This is a genomic window from Achromobacter xylosoxidans (assembly GCF_001457475.1).
Classification (GTDB): Bacteria; Pseudomonadota; Gammaproteobacteria; order Burkholderiales; family Burkholderiaceae_B; genus Achromobacter; species Achromobacter xylosoxidans.
Map to the genome: position 1 here is coordinate 4,061,070 of NZ_LN831029.1, position 22,262 is coordinate 4,083,331.

The 22,262-nt window shown below is 68.9% G+C and carries 19 protein-coding genes and 1 riboswitch; of the genes, 7 read left to right on the top strand and 12 right to left on the bottom strand.

Translation table 11 applies throughout. From position 1 onward, the window contains the following. Positions 1-19 precede the first annotated feature (19 nt). A complete protein-coding gene (locus tag AT699_RS18205; RefSeq protein WP_024069405.1) occupies positions 20-1,663 on the top strand; it encodes an arylsulfatase in 1,644 nt (547 codons plus the stop codon). A gap of 75 nt (positions 1,664-1,738) precedes the next feature. Continuing rightward, a complete protein-coding gene (locus AT699_RS18210) occupies positions 1,739-4,276 on the top strand; it encodes a fused MFS/spermidine synthase (protein ID WP_024069406.1) in 2,538 nt (845 codons plus the stop codon). A 30-nt stretch (positions 4,277-4,306) separates the two neighbouring features. Here the strand turns inward: AT699_RS18210 and AT699_RS18215 are convergent, their stop codons facing one another. Continuing rightward, positions 4,307-4,957 carry a LysE family translocator gene (locus tag AT699_RS18215; protein ID WP_006384982.1) on the bottom strand — a complete coding sequence of 217 codons (651 nt, stop codon included), beginning with the start codon at positions 4,955-4,957 and terminating at the stop codon, positions 4,307-4,309. Between the two features lie 187 nt (positions 4,958-5,144). Between AT699_RS18215 and AT699_RS18220 the strand changes: the two genes are divergently transcribed. Further along, positions 5,145-6,170 (top strand): SAM-dependent methyltransferase, encoded by a 1,026-nt coding sequence (locus AT699_RS18220; protein ID WP_058207385.1) that lies wholly within the window; start codon positions 5,145-5,147, stop codon positions 6,168-6,170. A gap of 7 nt (positions 6,171-6,177) precedes the next feature. Here AT699_RS18220 and AT699_RS18225 read toward each other — a convergent pair whose 3' ends face one another. From AT699_RS18225 to AT699_RS18240, 4 genes are all read right to left on the bottom strand, one after another. After that, entirely contained in the window at positions 6,178-8,121 is a 1,944-nt protein-coding gene (locus AT699_RS18225; protein ID WP_024069408.1) for a PepSY-associated TM helix domain-containing protein, read from the bottom strand. Next, positions 8,118-10,535, bottom strand: coding sequence for a TonB-dependent siderophore receptor (locus AT699_RS18230; protein WP_024069409.1), 2,418 nt, complete (start codon positions 10,533-10,535; stop codon positions 8,118-8,120). Before AT699_RS18230 ends, AT699_RS18225 begins: the two co-directional genes overlap by 4 nt. A gap of 153 nt (positions 10,536-10,688) precedes the next feature. Further along, on the bottom strand, positions 10,689-11,756 hold the full coding sequence (locus tag AT699_RS18235) for a FecR family protein (protein ID WP_024069410.1): 1,068 nt from the start codon (positions 11,754-11,756) through the stop codon (positions 10,689-10,691). Beyond that, positions 11,753-12,421 (bottom strand): RNA polymerase sigma factor, encoded by a 669-nt coding sequence (locus AT699_RS18240; RefSeq protein ID WP_006384977.1) that lies wholly within the window; start codon positions 12,419-12,421, stop codon positions 11,753-11,755. Before AT699_RS18240 ends, AT699_RS18235 begins: the two co-directional genes overlap by 4 nt. 337 nt (positions 12,422-12,758) lie before the next feature. Between AT699_RS18240 and fdx the strand changes: the two genes are divergently transcribed. Next, positions 12,759-13,097 (top strand): ISC system 2Fe-2S type ferredoxin, encoded by a 339-nt coding sequence (gene fdx / locus AT699_RS18245; protein ID WP_006384976.1) that lies wholly within the window; start codon positions 12,759-12,761, stop codon positions 13,095-13,097. Positions 13,098-13,102: 5 nt separating this feature from the next. On the opposite strand, the gene AT699_RS18250 is transcribed toward fdx, so the two are convergent. Next, on the bottom strand, positions 13,103-13,834 hold the full coding sequence (locus tag AT699_RS18250) for an SDR family NAD(P)-dependent oxidoreductase (RefSeq protein WP_024069411.1): 732 nt from the start codon (positions 13,832-13,834) through the stop codon (positions 13,103-13,105). A gap of 146 nt (positions 13,835-13,980) precedes the next feature. On the opposite strand from AT699_RS18250, the gene AT699_RS18255 reads away from it, so the two are divergent. Further along, positions 13,981-14,742, top strand: coding sequence for an SDR family oxidoreductase (locus AT699_RS18255; RefSeq protein ID WP_024069412.1), 762 nt, complete (start codon positions 13,981-13,983; stop codon positions 14,740-14,742). A 15-nt stretch (positions 14,743-14,757) separates the two neighbouring features. Here the strand turns inward: AT699_RS18255 and AT699_RS18260 are convergent, their stop codons facing one another. Genes AT699_RS18260 through AT699_RS18270 form a run of 3 tightly spaced genes read right to left on the bottom strand, consistent with a single transcriptional unit; the run spans position 14,758 to position 16,539 of the window. Beyond that, entirely contained in the window at positions 14,758-15,372 is a 615-nt protein-coding gene (locus AT699_RS18260; RefSeq protein WP_024069413.1) for an ABC transporter ATP-binding protein, read from the bottom strand. Positions 15,373-15,381: 9 nt separating this feature from the next. Next, a complete protein-coding gene (locus AT699_RS18265; RefSeq protein ID WP_024069414.1) occupies positions 15,382-16,059 on the bottom strand; it encodes a flavin reductase family protein in 678 nt (225 codons plus the stop codon). A gap of 21 nt (positions 16,060-16,080) precedes the next feature. After that, the gene (locus AT699_RS18270; RefSeq protein ID WP_020928292.1) at positions 16,081-16,539 is read right to left on the bottom strand and encodes a VOC family protein; all 459 of its coding nucleotides are present in this window, start codon (positions 16,537-16,539) and stop codon (positions 16,081-16,083) included. 188 nt (positions 16,540-16,727) lie between these two features. On the opposite strand from AT699_RS18270, the gene AT699_RS18275 reads away from it, so the two are divergent. Beyond that, positions 16,728-17,402, top strand: a complete 675-nt coding sequence (locus AT699_RS18275) for a MarR family winged helix-turn-helix transcriptional regulator (protein WP_024069415.1) — start codon at positions 16,728-16,730, stop codon at positions 17,400-17,402. 111 nt (positions 17,403-17,513) lie between these two features. On the opposite strand, the gene AT699_RS18280 is transcribed toward AT699_RS18275, so the two are convergent. Next, positions 17,514-17,759 carry a VOC family protein gene (locus AT699_RS18280; RefSeq protein ID WP_006384969.1) on the bottom strand — a complete coding sequence of 82 codons (246 nt, stop codon included), beginning with the start codon at positions 17,757-17,759 and terminating at the stop codon, positions 17,514-17,516. A gap of 156 nt (positions 17,760-17,915) precedes the next feature. Next, complete coding sequence (locus AT699_RS18285) at positions 17,916-18,944, bottom strand: hypothetical protein (protein ID WP_006384968.1); 1,029 nt, start codon at positions 18,942-18,944, stop codon at positions 17,916-17,918. A 98-nt stretch (positions 18,945-19,042) separates the two neighbouring features. Then, a riboswitch (TPP riboswitch) is annotated at positions 19,043-19,178 on the top strand. A 61-nt stretch (positions 19,179-19,239) separates the two neighbouring features. On the opposite strand from AT699_RS18285, the gene thiM reads away from it, so the two are divergent. Beyond that, entirely contained in the window at positions 19,240-20,061 is an 822-nt protein-coding gene (gene thiM, locus AT699_RS18290; RefSeq protein ID WP_024069416.1) for a hydroxyethylthiazole kinase, read from the top strand. A 44-nt stretch (positions 20,062-20,105) separates the two neighbouring features. Here thiM and AT699_RS18295 read toward each other — a convergent pair whose 3' ends face one another. Next, positions 20,106-22,211, bottom strand: a complete 2,106-nt coding sequence (locus tag AT699_RS18295) for a TonB-dependent receptor (protein ID WP_006384965.1) — start codon at positions 22,209-22,211, stop codon at positions 20,106-20,108. Positions 22,212-22,262 lie beyond the last annotated feature (51 nt).

Here is a 22,262-nt window from a genome sequence, read left to right on the forward strand (position 1 = left end):
GCGGGCAAGGAGAACAGTCATGAAGGCAAGACGATGGTGGGGAGCCGCGCTGTTGGCCGCCAGCAGCCTGGTGGCCATGGGCGGCGCGCAGGCGCAGGCGACAACGGGGCAGGCCAAGCCCCAGGGCGATGCCTCCGGGAAGAAACCAAACATCCTGGTGATCTTCGGCGATGACATCGGACAGGCGAACATCAGCGCCTACACGCGCGGCGTGGTCGGCTACACGACGCCGAACATCGACCGCATCGCCAAGGAAGGCGCGATTTTCACGGACTACTACGCGGAGAACAGCTGCACGGCCGGACGGTCGAGCTTCATCACGGGTCAGTCGCCACGGCGCACCGGCCTGTCCAAGGTCGGCGTGCCGGGCGCCACGGTGGGCCTGCAGGATCGCGACATCACCATGGCCCAGGCGCTCAAGTCGCATGGCTACAACACCGCGCAATTCGGCAAGAACCACCTTGGCGACCGCGACGAGTACCTGCCGACCAAGCACGGCTTCGACCAATTCTTCGGCAACCTCTACCACCTGAACGCCGAGGAGGAACCGGAGCGCCCCTACTGGCCGCAGAATCCCAAGGATCCCATCATCGCGGCCTACAAGCCGCGCGGCGTGATCAAGGCTTCGGCCGACGGCAAGATCGAAGACACCGGCGCCCTCACGACCAAGCGCATGGAAACGATCGACGACGAGACCGTGGGCGCGGCGCTGGACTACATCGACAAGCACGCCAAGGACGACAAGCCGTTCTTCGTGTGGATGAACACCACGCGCATGCACATCTACACCCACATCCGGCCCGAGTACAAGGGCAAGAGCGGCATGCCCGGCAACGACTACGCCGATGGCATGTGGGAGCATGACCAGGACGTGGGCAAGCTGCTCAAGAAGCTCGACGACCTGGGCATCGCCGACAACACCATCGTGGTCTACACCACCGACAACGGGCCGAACCAGTTCAGCTGGCCCGATGCCGCCACCACGCCGTTCCGCAACGAGAAAGACTCGAACTGGGAAGGCGCGTTCCGGGTGCCAGCCATGGTGCGATGGCCGGGCAAGATCGAGCCGGGCACCGTCAAGAACGGCATCGTGTCGGGCCTGGACTGGTTCCCGACCCTGCTCGCGGCGGTGGGCGACACCGACGTGAAGGACCGCCTGCTCAAGGGCTGGACGCCCGGTGGCGGGCAGAAGAACTACAAGGTCCACCTGGACGGCTACAACCAGCTCGACTACCTGACCGGCAAGTCGGACAAGAGCGCGCGCGACGACTTCTACTACTTCAACGACGATGGCCTGCTGGTGGCCATGCGGTTCGAGAACTGGAAGATCGTGTTCTGCGAACAGCGCGCGCCGGGCGGCTTCGCGGTCTGGAGCGACCCGTTCGTGTGCCTGCGCGTGCCGAAGGTGTTCAACCTGCGCATGGACCCGTACGAACGCGCCGACATCGTCTCCGACCAGTACAACGACTGGCTGTCCAAGAACGCCTATCTGGCGTTCATCGGCTCGGCCAAGGCGTCGGAGTTCCTGCAGACCTTCGTCGAGTATCCGCCCAGCCAGCGGCCGGCGAGCTTCAGCGTCGACCAGGTGCAGGAAGCCGTGGACAAGGCCATCGAGAAGCACTTCGAGGAACAGGCCAGGAAACAAGGCAAGTCCGGCTCGTAGCGCGCCAGGCGGCGCCCGCCGCGGCGGGCGCCGCCTGCGCGTGATGGCAGTCCCTCAATCCATGGAGCGTCCCGTATGGCACAAGCAGGCGTGGCAAGCGCGTCACCGAACGAAGCCGGAACCTTGACGGGCGCGGGCGCGAGCCTGGCGCCCGCCTGCGCGCTGCTGGGACTGTCGGGCGCGGCCTCATTGATATTCCAGATCCTGTGGATCAAGCAGCTTTCCCTGATCGTCGGGGTCGAAGTCCACGCCATCGCCACGGCCGTCAGCGCCTTTTTCCTGGGGCTGGCGGCGGGCAGCTGGTGGCTGGGCAGGCTGGCGGAACGGCACGCCAACCCCTGGCGCCTGTATGCCGCCGTCGAACTGGCGATCGGCCTGGCCGCGCTGGCGGTCACCTTCCTGCTGGCGCACGGCGCCGGCCTGTTCGCCCGCTGGCAGCCGCAGCAGCCGCTGCTGGCCTGGGCCATCCTGTTCGCGGTGGTCGCGCTGGCGCCTTTTTTCATGGGCGGCACCTTGCCCATCCTGATGCGCGCGGTCAGCGCCGGCCGCAGCGGCCATGATGGCGGCGCCTTGTACGCCGCCAACACCACCGGCGCCATCGCCGGCGCGTTGCTGCCGGCCTTCCTGCTGATTCCCGCCCTCGGCGTGCAAGGCAGCGCCCTGGCCGCCGCCGCGCTGAACCTGGCGGCCGCCTGCGGCGCGTGGTCGCTGCGCGGCCGGCCGCCGGCCCCGGCGGTCGACGGCCCCGCCGCCCGCGAGGCGTCGCGCCTGTCGCCGCAGGCCCGGCTGGCCGTGGCGCTGTATGCGGTGGCTGGCGCCGTGGCGCTGGGTTACGAGGTGCTGTGGTCGCAGATGATCATCCCCTTCATGAGCACGCGGGCCTTCGCCTTTTCGGTGGTGCTGGCGGTCTACCTGGCCGGGCTGGCGCTGGGCGCGGCATGCTATGCCCGCTGGGGCCACCGGTTCGGCGATCCGTGGCGCGTGTTCGCGACATTGATCGCGGGCGCGGGCCTGATCGCCCTGGCCGAGGCCGCGCTGCTGGGCCTCTGGCTGGTGCCGGCCCAGGATCTGGCCGAAGCCGGCATGCGCAGGATTTTCGACAATGGCCTGGCCGGAATGAGCGCGCGCTTCGCCGTCGCCGCCGGCGCGGTGGTGCTGCTGCCCACCCTGCTGCTGGGAGCGGCCTTTCCGGCGGTGCTGCAGATCGTCGCCCCGGGCGAGCGCCGCAGCCGTGGCGCGGGCCTGGCCCTGGCGGCCAACACCCTGGGCGGCATCGCGGGCACCGCGCTGGTCGCCTTCGTGCTGCTGCCCTGGCTGGGCACGATCCGCAGCCTGACGCTGCTTGCCGCGACCGCGTGCGCCGTGGGCGTGGCGGCCGCCTGGCGCGGCCGCGCGGTCGCCCCCATGGCCCCGGCGCTGGCCGGCGCGCTCGGCGTCGCCGCGCTCATCGTCGGCTGGGCCCTGCCGCAGGATCATCTGGCGCGGCTCATGCCGGGCGCGCGCGGCAAGCCCCTGGTGTTCCACCACGAGAGCCATGGCGGCACCGTTGCCGTGGTCGAGAACGGCCGCGGCGGGCAGCGCTTCAACCGCCTCTACATCCAGGGCGTGTCGAACTCGGGCGATGCCATGCCATCGCTGCGCTACATGCGGCTGCAAGCCCTGCTGCCGCTGATCGTGCATGCCGGCGAACCGGAATCCGCCCTCGTCATCGGCTATGGCACCGGCATCACGGCGGGCGCGCTATCGCGCTATCCCGGCCTGAAACGCCGGGTGGTGGCCGAACTGCTGCCCGGCGTGCTGCAGGCCGCGCCGTTTTTCCAGGGCACCTACGACGCCTATCGCGACAGCGGCTTGCAAGTGCGGCTGCGCGACGGCCGGCGCGAGCTGCTGGCCAGCGCCGACACGTACGACCTGATCACGCTGGAACCGCCGCCGCCGTCGGCCGCGGGCGTGGTCAACCTGTATTCCCGCGACTTCTACGAGCTGGCGGCGCGCCGGCTCAATCCGCAAGGCATCGTGGCCCAGTGGCTGCCCCTGCCGACGCAGAACCTGGACGAGACTCGCGCCCTGGTGGCCAGCTTCATCGCGGTATTCCCGCACGCCTCGCTGTGGACCACCGAGCTACATGAAATGTTGCTGGTCGGGTCGCCGGATCCGCTGCCGTTGGTGCCCGAACGCATGGCGCGGCGCTTTGCCGCGCCGGCCCTGCATGCCGCCCTGGCGCAAGTCGGCGTGTCCTCGGTGGCGGCGTTGATGGCGACCTGGGTGACCGACCGCGAGGGACTGGCGCGCTTTGCGGAGGACGCCGCGCCGGTGACGGACGACAGGCCCTCGATCGAATACGCCCCCTGGGTCCGCCCGCGCGAGATCGTCCGCACGCTGCCTGCGCTGATGGCATTGCGCGGCGCGCCGCCCCTGCAAGGCCCGCCAGCCGATTGGGCCGCCGACATCGACGGCGAACGCGCCGTGCTGGACCTGTTCTATCGCAGCGCGCTGGCGGCGTATCGCGGCGACCGCGAAAGCTGGTCGCGCGACGCCCCCGTGCTGGCCCGCGCCAGCCGCGAGAACGCTTACCTGCGATGGTTCATGAGCGGCACGGAGACGGCGGACTGACGCCGGCCCCCGGCCATCGCTACCGCGCGGTCATTTCCTGTTGTTGCCGGCGAATGCGGCCGTGATGCCCAGACCGATCAACATGGCGCCCCCCACATAGCGCTCGAAGTGCAGGTAGCCGCGGCTGCGCCGCAGCCATTGGCCGGCGGCGCTCGCGGCAAAGGCGTAGCACGCGTCGCTGGCCAGGCCCAGCAAGGTGAAGACCAGCCCCAGGAATACCACCTGCGCGGCCACATGGCCGCGGCTGACGTCCACGAACTGCGGCAGGAACGCCATGAAGAACAGGGCCGTCTTGGGGTTGAGCAGATTGACGATGAAGCCGTCGCGGAACATCCTGCCGTAACCACGCGCCTTGGACGGCGCGTCGACGGAGGCGGCGGCCGGGCGCGTACAGATTTTCTTGAGGCCCAGCCAGATCAGGTAGGCGGCGCCAGCATACTTGACGATGCTGAACGCCAGCGCCGAGGAAGCCAACAAGGCCGACAATCCGAGCGCGGCCGCCAGCACGTGCACCAGCGTGGCCGCGTGGATGCCCAGGTCCGACACCAGCCCCGCCTTGCGGCCCTGTTCGACCGACTGGGCAATGATATAGAGCACGGCCGGTCCGGGAATCGCCAACAGGATCAGCGCGGCACTGACGAACAGCGCCAGGTTTGCGGTACTGGGAATCACGAATTCCATGGTTCAGGCTCCAGCGGTGGGCAGGTGGAATGGGAATCCCACTGTACCGCAGCGCGCCCCGTTCCGGCGCATTCGCCCGCCCGGCATACGCGCCATGCCAGCGCGAGGGACTCGCCTTCCCGTAACTTGACCATAATATTGAACGACGTCTAATATTTAACGACGTTTAATAATTGGATCGATCATCATGTTCAGACCGCTGTTGCAGATGCTGAGGAACAAACAGCTCTTGCCGGCTTTGGCCGCCAATGCGCTGTACCGGCCGTTCTACCGGCTCAGTTTCCTGGCGGCATTGAGCGCGTCCGGACTGATGGCGCGGCTGGCCGACGGGCCGATCCCGTTGGCGCAACTGGCGGCCGGCAACACCGCGGGCGACGCGGCCGGCGCGCGCGAAGCCCTGCGCGCCTGGCTACAGATGGGCTGCCGGCTCGGACTGCTGCAACTGGGGCCCGAGGGATATGCATTGCGCGGCCTGGCCAGGAAACTGGCGCGGCCCGAAAACGACGCCACGCTGGCGCTGGTCCAGGAAGCGGCCAGCATGCATCACCGCCTGATCCTGCAGACGCCGGCCAAGCTGCGCCAGGGGGAACTCTGGGACCTGGAAAACCAGGACGGCGAACTGACCGCGCGCTCATCGCGCGCGCTCGAGCCTTTCCTGGTCGAGGCCATCCGGCGTTTCGTGCCGCGCACCGGGCCCTGCCGGCTGCTTGAAGTGGGCTGCGGCTCGGCGATCTACATCCGCCACGCCGCCCTGCACAATCCCGAACTGACCGCGACCGGGCTGGAACTGCAACCCCGGGTCGCGCGCGTCGCCCAAGAGAATATCCAGGCCTGGGGGCTGCGGGACCGCGTCACCATCGAAACCGGCGACATACGACAGGGGGAGCTGAGTCCGGCCTACGACCTGGTCACGCTGTACAACAATATCTACTATTTCCCGGTCCACGAGCGGGTCGCGTTGCTGGCCCGGGTAGGACAACTGCTCAAGCCTGCGGGGCAGCTCCTGCTGGCCACCTGCTGCCAGGGCGGCAACGCCGGCATGGAAGCCCTCAATCTATGGGGCGCGTCGAACCGTCACGGCGGCCGCTTGCCCGACAGCGACGAAATGCGGCAGCAGTTGCGCGACGCCGGTTATGCAAACGTGGAGGTATCGCGGCTGATCCCCGGCGACAGCTTTTTTGCCTTCCGCGCCAGTGCCGCCGGCGTTCGATAAGCTGGCCTCAAAGGCGCAACCACAGCAAGGCCCCCGCCGATAGCGCGCCCGCCACTGCCAACCCGCCCCAAGCCCGCCGGGCGCTGCGGGCGTGGAACACGCCGATCACGATCGCGGCGTACAGGACGAAACTCGACAGCGTTCCGGTCAATACGCCGACCGCCCGCGATGCGCCGATGACGGCCGGCAAGGCCAGCGCCAGCGCCGACATCGCCAGCGCCGACACCCCATAGCCACCCGCGGCGGCGGCCAATACGCGACTGGCGACCTGCCATCGCCAGGCCGTCCGGTCCTGGCCGGCGCGCGGCGGCGCGCGATCCGGCTCGATCGGCGCATCCCTTGCCCTTCGCCATAAGGCACTGGCCGCGTACGCCAGCGCCAGGCCGAACGCCAGCGCCGTGAGTTCCACCGCCAGCAGTTGTCCGTCTGCCAGTCTGGCATAGGCCCAGAGATGCTGCCCGGTCGTCGCCCAGTTCAGCAATGGCAGCGCCAGGCACAGCAGCGCCGCCAGCCCCAGTTGCTCGATCCAGGCGCGCCGGGGCGCGCGCCATCGCGCGTGAATCAAGGACCCGGCCCACGCGGCGAAGAACAGCCGGATCTCCCACGTGTCGCGCTCCGCCCAGGACGCGGGAATCAACCGGTTCGCATAGAGATAGGCGATGCTCGCCAGCGCGATCCCGCCCAGCGCCGCCACATTCAGCGCCTCCACCCAGCGGTAGATCTGCGCGGTGGCCGCGCCGAACTCGTGCTCGCTTTTCTTGCGCCGCTTGAGGGCGAAAAGCAACGTGCCGGTGGCGACCATCGCGGTGCCCGCCAGACCGCTGAAAAAGTACAGCCACTTCATCGTCCAGCCGCCAAAGTCGACCTTGTGCAGGCTTTCGATCACTTCATGGACATGCCGCGCGGCCACTTCGTCCGCCACGGCGGGCGCCACCTGCAGCACCGCGCCGCTGCGCGCATCGAACGCGACGCGACTGGCGCGCACGGGCAGGCGCCGGCCGGAGCTGGTGTCGGCCTTGTCGCCCAGCACGCGGACGATGCTGCGCGCATTGCCTGGATGATCGACCGTCACTAGTGCCGCGTCCTGGCCGGTCAGCGCGCGAGCCCGCAGGACAAAGGGATACAGGTCCGGCACCCCGCCCCGGTCCGGCCCGGCGATCCGCGGCTCGGGCGGCGTGGGCGCCAGTTCCGCCTGGTAGCGGCGATAGGCGCCATCATCCCCGCCGAACGCGGCGTGCAAGGGCCATGGCATATAGCTGGTGTAGAAAAACGCCAGTCCCGTGTAGCAGATCATGAACAGGAACGGCAGCGTCAGCACGGCCGTGGCATTGTGGACGTCAAGCCAGCTACGTTGACCCTTGCCGCGCCGGAAGGTGAAGAAGTCCTTGAAGATGCGCTTGTGCACCACCACCCCGGACACCAGCGCCACCAGCATGCACAGCGAAATCGCGCCCACCAGCCAATAGCCCGGCAGGCCGCCGTGCAAGGTGTAGTGGAAGGACATGAAATGGCGGCCGCCCTCCGTCCGCCGCCATTGCGGCTGCGCCTGCTCGTCGCCGGTCAACGGGTCCATCCAGGCTTGCTGTGGCCGGCCCTCGGCGGCGCGCCAGGCCAGGCGCATCGGCTGGCCTGGCCTCACTGGCCAGGCAATGTCCCAGGCGGCCGCGTCGCCCGCGCGGGACGCCAGGAACCGGGTCGCGCGCGCCAGCCATTGCGCCTGGCCGTCGACCGCCGCCGTGGCCGTCATCCGCGGCAAGGGTTCGGCCTGCATCCACCGCGTGATCGGTTCGCGAAACACGCTGAGCGTGCCGGTGAGCATGATGGCGCACAGCAGCCAGCCGCAGACCAGGCCGCACCAGGTATGCAGCCAGGCCATGCTCTGGCGCAGTCCCGGTTTCATGCCGGCCTGGCGCGCGTGCCGCGCCGGCGCGACGGCGGCGCGTGGCGTCATAACGTGCCGCGCAGGGTCAGCATCACGTTGCGCGGCTCCCCGAAATGGTTGCCGCGGCGGATCTGGCTGACCATCCCGTAGTAGTGCTTGTCGAACACGTTCGCCACGTTCAAGGCCAGGCTCCAGTGTTTGTCGATGCGGTATCCGGCGCGCAGGTCCCACACCGCGCGACCGGGCGCGCCCATCCGCACGGATGTGTCGTCATAGGCGGGATACGAATAGCCGCTCTGTGCCGACACGCCGCCGCCAACGCTGAAGGCGTTCCAGCGGCCCGGCAACCGGTACGTGGTCGACAGGCGGAACAGGTGGCGCGGCGTCTCGGCGCTGATGGTCTCGCCCTCGTCATCGCGGCTGGTGACGAAGGTGTAGCCCGCCATCACCTGCCAGCCCGGCGACAATTCCCCGCTGGCTTCCAGCTCGAAACCCTTGCTGCGCAGCGTGCTGCCATTGCGATAGCAGTCGCTCGAAGCCAGCGAGCCGGTGCAACCGCCCGGGTTGGACTCGTCCACCACCGCGATGCCCGATTTCTTCACCGCGAACACCGCCGCCGACAGGTTCAGCCGCCCATCGTAGAGCTCTCCCTTGATGCCTGCTTCGTAGTTGGCGCCGATGGCCGGGTCCAGCGGCGAACCCGATGACGTCACGTAGGAACTCTGCGGCTGGAAGGTGTCCGCATAGCTGGTGTAGACCGACCATTGGCGGTCCAGGTCGTAGACCAGCCCGGCATAGGGCGTGAACTCATGCCTCTGCTGGTAATCGCGGGTCCTGGCCCCGGTCAGGCCATTGGTGGACTGGTACTTCAGCCAGCTCAACCGGCCGCCCAGCAGCAGATGCAGCGGATCCGCCAATTGCAGTCGCAAATTGCCGTACAGCGCCGCCTGCTCGCCCCGCGCCGTTTCCTTCGAGTCCCAGGCCGGGCGCGCCGGCTTGGGAATGGCGGAATGATCGGGGTCGTACACGTCGATCGGCATGTCGGCGTCCAGGCTGGCCGACTTCTGGTTGATGCGCTGGCGCGCCCAACTGGCGCCCAGCAGGATCTGGTGCGAGCCGCCCAGCGCCTGGAAATTGCCCGTGGTGTTCAGATCGACGCCATCGCTGCGCACGCGCGCGCGGTTGAAGTAGACGGTGTAGAAGCTGGAGCCGCGGCCGCTCGCCCGATCCACGCCGCCGATCGGAATGGCCACGCGCTGGTCCAGGTCCACCTCCGTGCTGTTGAGCGACAGCCGCGCCTTCCAGTCCTTGGAGAAGCGGTGCTCGGCTTCGGCGAAGATCTCGTCAACCTGTTCCGTCTGCCGGTTCCAGTCCTGGATCAGCGATGTCGAACGCTTGATATCGAGCGCGCCGCCGTCGGTATAGCGCGGCAGCCCGAACAGCCAGTAGCCGTCGGTGTCCGTGGCCTGGTGACGGGCGCCGAACGTCAGCGTGGTGTGCTGCCCGACATCGGCATCGATCACGCCATAGAACAGCGGCGATCGGGACTTGGTGCCGTCGTAGAAGTAATGGCGATCCTGGTAGGCCGTGACCAGGCGGCCGCGCACCGTGCCGGCGGCGTTGATCGGGCCGCCGCCGTCGAACTCCATGCGGTAGTTGTCCCACGACCCCGCCGTGGTGTTCATTTCGAGATGGCCTTCTCCACGCGGCCGCTTGCGCACCATGTTGATCGCGCCGCTGGGATCCGCCGAGCCCAGCATCAGCCCGCCGGCGCCACGCAGCACCTCGACCCGGTCGAACACCGCCGTGTCGATGGGAAGCCACCCCACCGGGGCATAGACGATGCCGGCGACGCCGTCGACCAGATAGTTGTTGTCGTCGACCGTGAAGCCGCGTATCGAGAACTTGTGGTTGCCGAAGTTGCGCGCCGTCTTGGTCACGCCGGTGGTCTGCGCCAGCGCCTCGTCCAGCGTGGTCAGATTCTTGTCGTCCAGCTGTTGCCGCGTGATCACGCTGACCGACTGCGGCGTTTCGCGGATCGACTGCGTCAGCTTGCCGATGGTCAGCGCGCCGCTGGTGTAGGAACCCGTGAGTTCCGTGGTCGGATCGCGCAGGCTGCCGCCGCTGACCGTCACCGGCTGCAACGTCACGGCGTCACTCGATGGGCGGCCGATGGCGGTCAGGGTGAAGACGTCGGGCCGGCTGCCGTTGACGCGCACGTTGGTGCCGGCCAGCAATCTGTCCAGCGCCTCGCGCGGCGTGTAGCGGCCCTCGATCGCCGGCGCCTGCTGACCCGCCACCGCCGCTTCATCGAACAGCACCTGGTGCCGCGACTGCTCCGAGAACAGTCGCAGTGCGCGGTCCAACGGCTGCGCCGCAATGCTGAACTGCATCGGCGCCGCCTGCGGCTGCGCCTGCGCAACCGGCGCGGCCAGCGCCCATGCCACCAGCGCCGGCACCGCCTTGAGCTGCATGCGCGCCATCAATGCGCTGCCTGCCAGCGCGCTTCTCAACCTGCCCCGTCCCATTCCCACTCCCTCGTTGTTGACCGCTACCGGCCTTGCAGGGGTAAACGGATTCCGGGACGGGAGTGGGAACCCGCGGGGAAAAATAAATTCTTGCCGGAACGCCGCGGTTCAGCGGGCCAGGATCAGATAGCCGCCGTCGGCCGCGCGCGTGACCCGCACCGGCAGCAGATCCGGCAAGGCCTCCAGGAAAGCGGCGGGCGCATTGGTCGCCGCGAAGCCGGAAACGGGCAGCGTTTTCAGGTCCGGGCTGGCCAACGCCACCGGTTTGCCGAGGTACTGCGCCACTTCCTGCGCCACTTCGCCCAGGGGCGTGCGCCGGAACACCAGGCGGCCGTTGCGCCAGCCACCCACGCTGTCCGCGGCCACCGCCACGGTCTGGTAGATAGCGGCGCGCGCGTCCACGGACACGCCTTGTTCGGCGCCCAACGACAGCGCCTGCCCGCCGTGGTCGCGGTCGGGCTGCACGCGCACGCGGCCATGCAACACCTTGACGATGACGGCCTGCGGCGTGGTGCGGACATTGAACGCCGTGCCCACCACGGTGACGCGACTCTGGCGCGCGTCGACGGTGAATGGCCTGCCGGTGTCCGGCGCCACGTCAAAGAATCCCTCGCCCTGGTTCAGCACCACCTCGCGGCGGCGCGGGTAGTAGCGCACCTGCAACGTGCTGCCGAAATTCAACGCAATGCGCGAGCCATCGGGCAGATCCAGCTGGCGTATCTCTCCCGCCGCGGTGCTCACGTCCAGCACATAGCCGGGAGTGTTGTCCCAGCGGTACCAGCCGTAGCCGCCACCGATCACCAGCACCGCACAGACAGCGGCCAACGCCTTGGGGAAGGCCGCCAGCCCCGGCAGCGGCAGCCAGAATCCCGGCCGCCGCCCAGGGGCCCGCCCCCGGTCCGGCGCGGGACGCGCCGCGGGCGCCGGCCGGGGTGTCGCGGCCGCGGGCAGCCCATCGGATGCCAGCGCGGGCCGCGGCGTCCGTGCCAGGTCCTGCCAGGTGCGGGATACGCGCGCGAACGCCTGCCGGTGCGTCGGGTGCGCGGCAAGCCAGGCGTCCAGCTCGCGCTGGTCCGCCGCCGACCACGTGGCGTCCTGGCGGCGCACCAGCCACTCGGCCGCCGCCTCGTGCAGGGCAAGCGCGTCGGGCGAAGCGGAAGAAGACGGATCGGTCATGAAGAGGCGGAGTCGCTATTGTTGTTATTGTCCGGGCCGCCGTCATCGCTGGCGGGCCGATGCAATTGCTGCATCTGTGCAACCGTAGCATAGTGCACCCGGACCTCGCAGTAGGCGATGGCGCGCGCCAGGTGCTTGACGACCATGCGCCGGGAAATCTGCATGCGCTCGGCGACTTCATCCTGGGTCAGCCCATCGAAGCGGCTCAGCACGAAGGCCTCGCGCTGGCGCTCCGGCAGTTCCCGCAACGCTTCAGCCAATCGCTCCAGGCGCTGCTGGCAAGCCGCCGCGCGCATGGGACATGACGCATCGTCGGCCTCCCAGGCCTGACCGTCCCGCGCCGCTTCATCGAGCGACACCGTCTGCAACCGCCGGCCCGCCCTGCGCTCGCGGAATTCGTCCGCCACGCCGTTCATGACGGTCTTGCGCAGGTACGCGCCCTGCTCTTCGCTGGAATCCAGGGCGGGGTTGGCGGCGACCCATTTGACGACGCCGTCGTGCAGCACGTCCTCGGCGCTGCCAACGCTGCCCTTGAACCGCGCCAGCCCGCGCAGCAAGGGCAGGCGCCAGCGCGCATAGGCTTTCGCGATGGCGCCGCCGTTCTCGGCCTGGGCGTCGGCGGGCGCGGCCGCCTGCTCGGAGGCCAACAACGGATTGCGGCTCATCCCGCGCTCGACCGGACGGGCCGCGGACAAGCCGGCCTGGAGCGGGCCGCGGCCGGACGAGCGATGGAAAAGGGATACGGAATGACGAACACGGCGCCCACTGATTGGCCATCGGCCCATGGCGCGAACGCCGCGGGCCGGTTGAAACTTGCCGCATTGTACTGAGATTTATTCTCAATCTCCATCCGGCGGTTCCGGCAAGGCCTCGAATCCCGGGCCAGGACACGCTTGACCTTGCCAAGGTGGCCACCTTTACGCTGGTCGCACGGTGAAACGCCGCCCCTTTCAGCGTGCGCGGGCGTTTCACTGCCGTCCCGACGAACAAAGGTACCCCGACATGCCGAAAATCACGGTTCTCCCCCACCCCGACCTCGCGCCCGAGGGCGCCGTTGTGGACGCCAGGCAAGGCGCGTCCATCTGCGACGCCCTGCTCGACCATGGCATCCACATCGAACACGCATGCGAGCAAAGCCGGGCATGCACGACCTGCCACTGCATCGTCCGCAAGGGCTTTCACGCGCTCAACGAAATGGACGAAACCGAGGAAGACCTGCTGGACCGCGCGTGGGGCCTGGAAGCGCAGTCACGCCTGAGTTGCCAGGCCATCGTCGGCGAGCAGGACCTGACCATCGATATTCCCAGATACACGCTCAATCATGCCAAGGAGAACCACTGAGGCGGTCACGCCAGGTCGATCCCCGTGGCCCCGGAAAGCGCGTCGAGCAGGCGCGCCTGGAAGGCCTCGTCATGCACGGCCGGATGCGGCTCGCGCCGCTCCTGGTGGTGCCAATAGCCGCCGCTCGCGCGGGCCGCGGCATCGTCGGTCGTGGCCAGCCACGCCTGCGTCACGTGGCCCAGCCGGAGGTCTCCCGGCGCGTCCGGGCCTCCCATCTTGGTGGGCACCCAACCGGGATCGACGGCCTGGCTGATCACGTCCGGCCAGCGCCGCGCCACCGCGGCGGCCAGGGCCGTCACGAATAGTTTGCTGTCGGAATACGAAGCGGTTTCGCGCGCCCCGTCCCAGGCCAGGCCGCCCAGCTCGGGCCGCCCGTCGTAGTGCATTTCGCTGCTCAGGTAGATCAGGCGCCGCGGCCGCGTGATGAGCGCGGTCAGCGCATAGGGCGCCGCCACATTGACCGGCAGGATGGCGGCGCCGGTGAACACGCCGGCATTGTGGATGACCGCGTCCATTTGGCCCAGGGCGTTGAGCTGTTCGGCCAGCTCCCGCGTCTGGGTCAGATCGGCCAGGTCGCCCACGACCGCCCGCGCCCCGCGCGCCAGCAGGTCGCGCGCGGCCTCCAGGCGCTCGCGGCTGCGGCCGTGCACGACCAGTTGGTGTCCGTCCGCCTGCAGTGCGCGCGCGGCCGCCAGGCCCAGGCCGTCGACCGAACCGGTGATGAAGATGCGTGCCATGGAAAAACTCCTCGGAAAACAGGGCCGGCGCCCGTCCATTGCGGGGACGCCGGCAATGGATGCTGCGGTTCCCGGGGAAGTATAGTCATCGACGCGGCGCCCGCGCGCCGGTTGCCACGACCTTGCCCCATACACGGAGATTTCCCATGACGAACGACGCTCAAGCCCCCGTTATCCTCATCACCGGAGGCAGTCGCGGTGTCGGGGCCGCGACCGCGCGGCTGGCCGCGGCGCAGGGCTATGACGTGGCGATCAGCTATGTCGCCAACGAGGCGGCCGCGCAGGCGGTGGTGACGGACGTGCGGGCGCTGGGCCGCCGCGCCCTGGCCGTGCGCGCCGACAGCGCCGACCCGGACCAGATCGCCGGCCTGTTCAACGCGATCGACCGCGAATTCGGCCGTCTCGACGTGCTGGTCAACAATGCCGCGATCATCGCGCGCCAGTCGCGCCTGGAGGACCTGGCCTTCGAGCGCATGCAGCGGATCTTCGCGGTCAATTCCCTCGGCCCGATGCTGTGCGCGCAGCAGGCAGCCCGGCGCATGTCGCAGCGCCACAATGGCCGCGGCGGCGCCATCATCAACATATCCTCGGCCGCGGCGCGCCTGGGCAGCCCCAATGAATACGTGGACTATGCCGCCTCGAAAGGCGCGCTGGAGAGCTTCACGATCGGCTTTTCCAAGGAGGTGGCGCGCGAGGGCATCCGCGTGAATTGCGTGCGCCCCGGCCACATCTACACCGAAATGCACGCCAGCGGCGGCGAACCGGGACGGGTGGACCGCATCAAGGACACCGTGCCCATGGGCCGTGGCGGCCAGCCCGAAGAGGTGGCGCGGGCCATCCTGTGGCTGGCCGGCGCCGAGGCCTCGTACGTCACCGGCACCTTCGTCGACGTCACGGGCGGCAAGTAAGCCCGGAACCGCCCGCTAGCGCAGCGCGGCAACGTCCACGACGGTTGCCCCGCAGGCCTGCACCAGCTCGGGATCATGGCTGGCGAACAGCACCAGCCGGTCCCTGCCCCAGGTCTTGAACAACTCGGCCAGCGCGCGCCGCGCCGGCGTGTCCAGCCCGTTGCTGGGACCGTCCGCGATGACGACGGCCGGGGCGCCCAGGGCGGCCGCGGTCAGGTAGACCTTGCGGCGCGTGCCCGTGGACATCTGCTCGAAGCGCTTGTCCAGGTGCGGCTCCAGTCCCAGCCGGGCGGCCAGGTCGAGCACCGCGTCGTCCACCGCCACGCCCTTTTCCGCCGCCGCCTGTTCGAGCAGCCCGCGCCCGGTCTGCTGCGGCAGCGCCAGGCAGTTGTCGGGCACGTAGGCCAGGCGCGCCCTGGCCTGCCGCGGCGCTTGCGCCAGCGGCTGGCCATCTATCCAGACCTCGCCCTCATCCGGCGCGATCGCGCCCGCGATGATGCCGAGCAGGCTGGACTTGCCGGTGCTTTCCTCTTCGCACAGCGCCACGCAGCCCGGCCCGAAGGCGTGCGTCAGACCCTGGAAGACGAGATGGTCGCCGTAGCGTTTGGTGAGATTGTCGATGCGTAGCATGGCGCCAGTTTACGCAGGAACCGGCGATTCCTCCAGGTACTGCTGCGCCACGCCGTCCTGCTGCATCTGGCGCCACTGCTCCACCGACGGCGTCGCCATCTGGAAGGCGCGCGTCACTTCGCAATACCAGCCCGGATTGTGCAGCCGGCCGATCAGCTGCATCGGCAAGGGATCGATGAACATGCGATCGGGATCGGTCACGGCCGCGTCGATCAGGTGCATGCCCACGATGTCGCCGATGACCAGCGTGCGGCGCGCATCGATATCGACCAGCTGGCGCACGCGACACTCCATCGACGCGGGACTGTCCTGGATCCGGGGCACGTCCACATTGCGGCCCGGCGCCAGCAGCAGCCCCGCCTCCATCGACTCATCGATACTGGCATCGAAGTCGATGGCGGTCACGTTCATGCGGCGCGCCTGCGTCGCCGACACCAGGTTGACGACGAACTCGCCGCGCGCGGCGATGTTGCGCGCGGTGTCCTTCAGCCGCCCATCGCGCGAACCGACACAGAAACACAGGATCGGCGGATCGCCGGACATCACGTTGAAAAAGGAAAACGGCGCGACGTTCAACGCGCCCCGCGCATCGCGCGACCCGACCCAGGCGATGGGCCGGGGCAGGACGGTGGAATGCATGAGTTTGCTGCGCTGCTCACCGCTGAGCGCTTGCATGTCGAAGTACATGGGCTGGCAGATCCTGGTCGTTTATTCGTTGCCTGCGCGCGCCGGATCCTGCTCCGGCTTTTCGACGCCGGCCCGGCGGGCGCTGGACTGGTGCAGTTCCACCAGGTTGCCGGCGGGGTCGCGCAGGAACAGCTGCTTGAGGCTGGGCGAGGCCACGTTGTCGAGCGTGAAGTACTCGATGCCGCGGGCGATCAGTTCCTGCTCGGCGGCCAGCACGTCCTCGACCGCCAGCGCGATGTGGTTGGACACCGGATCCTTGCCCGGTCCCTTGGCGTAGCGCGACGGGCCCTCGCTGCCCAGGATGTGCAGCTGGGTGCCATTGGGCAGGTTGATCCACGAACCATAGATGCCCGGAATCTTCCAGCGCGCGGGATCCTGCGGCAGGTTCAGGACATCGCGGTAGAAATCGAGCATGGCGTCGGCCTGGGCGTGGTTCACACCGAATCCGACGTGGTGAAGTTCAAGCACTTTGACGGGCATGGGGAGTCTCCTCGTTAGGGGCAGCGCAGTGCGCCGGGCGACGGCGCCGGGGCTGCGGACACGGCATGAACGCCGCAGCGGCGAATATAGTACGTTAAACGTACTATATGCAAATCGTATTATTTGATCGACGTATAATCCGAATTTGCCGCCCCGGCTTCCCTCATTCCCCGCGACAACCCTGCCCCATGCCCGTCCGCAAGTCCCCCGCTCCCGCCGCCCCGGCTGCCAAGGCCGGGCGCGCCGCCAAGGCCCCCGCCCCCAAATCCCCCGCTCCGGCAGACGCCCGTGTCGCGCCGGAATTGCCCGGGATCCCCGCCACCCGCCAGGCCCGCGCCGAGCGCGACGGCGCCGCCGCCGCCGCCCGGCCACACCTGGCGCTGATGGCGCAAACCGCCGCGCGCGGCACCGACGCGGGCGCGGCCGGGCTGGGACTGCTGCTGCTATGGCTGGCCGACGACGTCGAACAGCGCGCCAACGCCGCGCTGGCGCCGTTCGGCATATCGGAAAGCAAGCTCGACGTGTTGATGATCTTCGGCCTGGCCGAACGCGGACTGATCGACAGCCGCGCGGTGACGCCGTCGTACATCGCCGACTATTTCGGCGTCACGCGCTCGACGGTCACGGGCCTGCTGGACTGGCTGGAAAAGCGCGAACTGCTCACGCGCGCGCTCAACCACGAAGACCGGCGCAGCATCTCGCTGGCGTTGACCGACGCCGGACGCGAACTGCTCACGCAGGCGCTGCCGGCGTTCTGGACCATGTGCGCGTCGCTGGTGGATTGCCTGGACGAGAACGACCGCAAGGCCTTGCAGGGCATCCTGGCGAAAGTCTGGCGGCAGTTGAAGGGCCCGGCCACCTGACGGGGTTGCGTCACTTGCGCGGGTACGACTTCCTGCCGGAACACGGATAGTTCGCCGCGTGCGCCGTCATCGTACAGAGCAGCGCCAGCAGCAGGAGCACGGCGCGCGGCTTCATCTTGCCGCCGGCCGCTCGCCGATCCTGGCCGAGAATCGCAGCAGATACCCGTCCGGATCCTGCACCAGGAATTGGCGCACCCCCACTTCGACGGCGTCGCTGCGGTACCAGCGCTCTTCCGGTTCCCGGTACAACGGCCAGCGTGCCCGCGCCAAGCGTTCCAGCAAAGGCTCGATGGCGGACACCTTGATCTCGAAATTGACGCCGCGGCCACGCGGCGATAGGCGATCTGGAATCCACAATGGTCCATCCAGAAAGCCAGGCTGCGCGGCAGGTCGGCCACCAGCAGTTCCGGCACCATCCGGGCGCGAAGAAATCCGGTCATTCGTGTCTCCCCTCTTTTGCGTGTCCGGCATGATGACAGAACCGCGGACGCTGCAGCACGCCATGCCCGGCAATCAAGGCCCGGCGCGGTCGTTGGCGACCATGTGGGCCGCGGCCTGCGGCGCGCCGCCCTCGCGGCGGAAGAACAACGGTCGCAACCCCTTCCTGCCCCGGTCCAGGTATTCGAACGTCACCCTTTCGCCGGGCTGGGCCGGCCCGCCGCCGTGGCTGACGCTATACAGCTCGCCGCCCAGGCGATAGGCATGCACGGCGGTCCACGACGTCGATTCCGGCGTCCGCACCTTGTAGGTCAGGACCTCGTCGACCCGTCCGCGCACGCCATACTTGACCGTGGCGCGCCGCAGCGCCCGGCTCGACCACCCGACCCACAGGCCGGCCAGCAGACACAAGGCGGCAACGCCATACAGCGGCCACAGGAACCAGCCTCCTCCCAGCAGGATCAGCGCCGCGCCCAGGAACGCGTTGCGCAACAGGGTGTCGCCGTTGCGCACCTGCGCGCGATCGGCATCGCTGAGGGCCTCGAAGGCCTTCTGCACATCGCCAGGACCGTCGTAGTCCGCGCGCAGCAGCACCGGCGCCTCGCCCGGCCACAGCGCCAGCAGGTGCAGCCGCAGCGGCGCGCCGAGCCGGGCGGCGCAGCGTTCGGGGCTCCTGCCCCCGTCCCCCGGCATCGTGAAGCCGTTCATGAATGGCAGCGCCACCTCCAGCTTGCGGCCATCGATGCCGTATCGCACGCCGCCGCCGGGGGCCGGCGCGAAATCGGTGACCGCGCCGGTGACGACCTGCTTGGGCACGGCGCCGCGCAGCACCTGCCGCAGGCGCTGGCGGGCCGCCGGGCCGCGCAGCAAGCGGCGGCCGAGATAGAGCGTGAATCCAGCCAGCACCAGGATCATCGCGGACAGCACCGGATCGCGCGCGATGCTCGTGGCATTCGATAGCCACAGCCAGGCCAGGAATGCCGTCATGGCGAAGAACAACGTGAAGAACACCCCGCCCAGCACCGTGTCCGCCACGTGATGGCGCGCATGCCGGCGCAACCATGACAGGTCCTGCGCGCTCAACGCCTCATCGTGGGTCTGCATTCCCCATTCCTCCCCGTGTCGAACCGCCATGATGACAGAAGCGCCGTCCGCCGCGCCGGCCTGGCTTGACAAGCCCCCCTACCTCCTTCGAACATAGCCCCATCCACCCGGGGAGCTTCGGCAAGAAGCTGAGATTCCGATGGCGGCCGCGCCCCGCGCGCGGCGCGCGGCGCGAGAGACCCGTCGAACCTGATCCAGACAATGCTGGCGTAGGGAAGGTGCGCAACCCGCCGGCCCGCAATGCCGCGCCATGACGCCCCGCCCCGCCCGTTGTCCCCTTGCAAGGACCTGCGGCATGGCCTCCAACGCCCCCATCCTGTCCCAGCTGGCGCTCGCCTCGCGCGACCTGTACGCGGCCGTGCGCCGCGACGCGCCGCTGGTGCAATGCCTGACCAACTTCGTGTCGATGAATACCGCGGCCAATACGCTGCTGGCGATCGGCGCGTCGCCGGCCATGGTGCACGCGGCCGAGGAAGCGCCCGAATTTGCCGCCATCAGCGGCGCGGTGGTGATCAACATCGGCACGCTCTCATCCCCCTGGCTGGACAGCATGCTACTGACGGCCGCCGCGGCGGCCAAGGCCGGCACGCCCTGGGTGCTGGATCCGGTGGCGCATCACGCCACCAGCTTCCGGCGCGATGCGGTGCGGCGCCTGCTGGACCTGCGGCCCACGGTGATCCGTGGCAACGCATCGGAGATCATCGCCCTGGCCGGCGGCCAGAGCGCCAGCAAGGGCGTGGACGCGCGCGATCCGGTGCAACTGGCCGAAGCGGCCGCGCGCGAACTGGCGCGGGCGCGCGGCACGGTGGTGGCGGTGACGGGCGAAGTCGATTTCGTCACGGACGGCCGGCGCGAGGTGCGCGTGACCGGCGGTTCGCCATTGATGCCGCGGGTCACCGCGACGGGGTGCGCACTGACGGCGGTGGTCGGCGCCTTCGCGGCGGTGGCGCGCGATGACGCCTACACGGCGGCGGTGGCGGCGCTGTCCTGCTTCGGCATCGCCGGCCGCCGCGCCGGCGCGCTGGCCGAAGGCCCGGGTTCGTTCGCGTGGCGCTTTCTGGACGCGCTGGCGGCGCTGGAAACGGACAGCCTGACGGCGGAATCGCCGCTGCGCTGATCCGCCCTGCGCGCGCCGGACCGGCGCGCGGACGCTTGCCCCTACTACATGCGGTACTGCAGGCTCAGCATGGCGTTGCGTGGCGCGCCGGGCATGTTCAGGTTGGGGCTGTTGCCGTGCGCCGACACGATGTAGCCGGCGTCGAACAGGTTGTAGACGTTCAACTGCACCGAATACGGCCCCTGGCGCCACCACGCGGCGGCATCCGCCGTGACGTAGCCGGGCAACTTGACGGTGTTGCCCGGATTGGCGAAGCGCGCGCCCACCAGGTTCAAGCCGGCGCCGACGCCGAAGCCCTCGCCCAGGTCCTTGGTGATCCAGACGTTGCCGGCATGGCGCGGCGTCAGCGTGGCGCGCTTGCCTTGCACGTCCTTGCCGGCGTCGCGTGCCACCGACTGCGTCACGCGCGCATCCAGGTAGGCATAGCCCAGCATCGCGCGCCAGCCGTTGGACAGGTCGCCCGACAGGGTCCATTCGGCGCCGTCGGTGCGCTGCGTGCCCACCGGCACCAGCGTGTTGGTCACCGGATTGGTGACCTTGATGTCGGTGCGCTCCAGGCGGAACACCGACACCGTGGTCGAGAGCTTGCCATCCAGGAAATCGTACTTGGCGCCGACTTCGTAGTTGGTGGTCTTCTCCGGCGCCAGGTCGACGTTGTTGGCCGCCAGCGCGAAGGTCTCGCCCGAGGGCTGGTAGGAACGGCTCCACGACACGTAATACGACTGCACGCTGTCGGGCTGGAACACCAGGCCCAGGCGCGGGCTGAAGTTGGAGTCGGTGCGCGACAGGTTGCGGCCGCTGCGGCGGTCCTCGGTTTCCTGCTCGAAGCGGTCGTGGCGCACCCCAGCCAGCACCTTCCAGTGCTCGCCCAGCGACATCATGTCCTGCACGTACAGGCCCAGGGTGTTGAAGCGGCCCAGGCTGTCGGAACCCGGCGCGCCGCTCACCTGGCGCTGCAAGGTCGGCAAGCGCGGGTCGAACAGGTCGACCACCGCGACGTTGGCGGCCGACCAGTTCAGCAGGTCCTTGTTCTGCTGGCCCACCTCGATGCCGTACAGCATGTCGTGGCGCACCGAGCCCCACTGGACGCGCTGCATCAGTTCGGTCTGGTTGGTCCAGCCGTGCTCGTCGCGCAGCACGTTGCCGTGGGTCAGTGACACGGTTCGCGCGGCTTCGTTGACCGAACCCGGCAGCGTGTTGTTGCGGTTGAGCGTGTAGTGGTAGTAGCGCGTGGCGTTGCGCAGCGACCAGTTGTCGTTGAAGCGGTGCGTCAGCGTGGCGGCATAGGACTGCACCCGGGTCTGGGTGTAGTCGGTGTCGCGCGCGTTCTCGGCGCCGTAATAGGTCGACGGGTCCACATCGACCGGACGGCCATGGTAGGCCGGGATGCCGAAGTCGGTCAGGCGGCGGTCTTCCAGGAACTCGGTCTGCAGCAGGAAGGTGGTGTTCTCACCCAGCTTGAACTGGGCCGACGGCGCGATCGCCTTGCGGTCGATGAATTGCTTGTCGCGATAGCTGTCGCCCTTCTCCACCGCGCCGGTCAGGCGCCAGGCCATGCTGCCGCTTTCGTTGGCCCGGCCCAGGTCCAGGTCGAGCCGGCGGTCGTTCCACGAACCGTAGCTCAGGCCGACCTGCGAAATGTCTTCGCCCGGCTTCTTGGTCACGCGGTTGATCAGGCCGCCGGACGAACCGCGGCCATACAGCACCGCCGCCGGGCCCTTGATGACGTCGATGCGCTCGACGTTGGACAGGTCGCGGAAGTACAGCGCGTCGTCGCGGAAGCCGTCGACGAACTGGTCGGCGATGGCGGTGAAGCCGCGGATCGAGACCTGGTCGCGCTGGCCGTCGCCGGTCGAGAAGCTGACCCCGGGCACGTTCTTGAGCGCGTCCTGCACCGACATGGCGTGCTGGTCGCGCAGCACCTGCGCCGGCACCACGTTCACCGTCTGCGGAATGTCGCGCAGCGGCGCGTCGATCTTGGTGGCGCTGGTGGACGCCGGCGGGTTGTAGCTTTGCGCGGTGTCATCGGTGCCGACGACGCTGACGGCGGGCAAGGTGGCGGTGGGCGCAGCCGCCTGGGCCTGGGCGGCCAGGGGGGCCAGCGGGCCCAGGACGAGCAAGGCGGCGGAGAGGGGACGAAGGACGTGCATGGCCAGCGGGTATCGAAGTCGTTTGAAATGGAAGGATTCGCCATTCTCTTG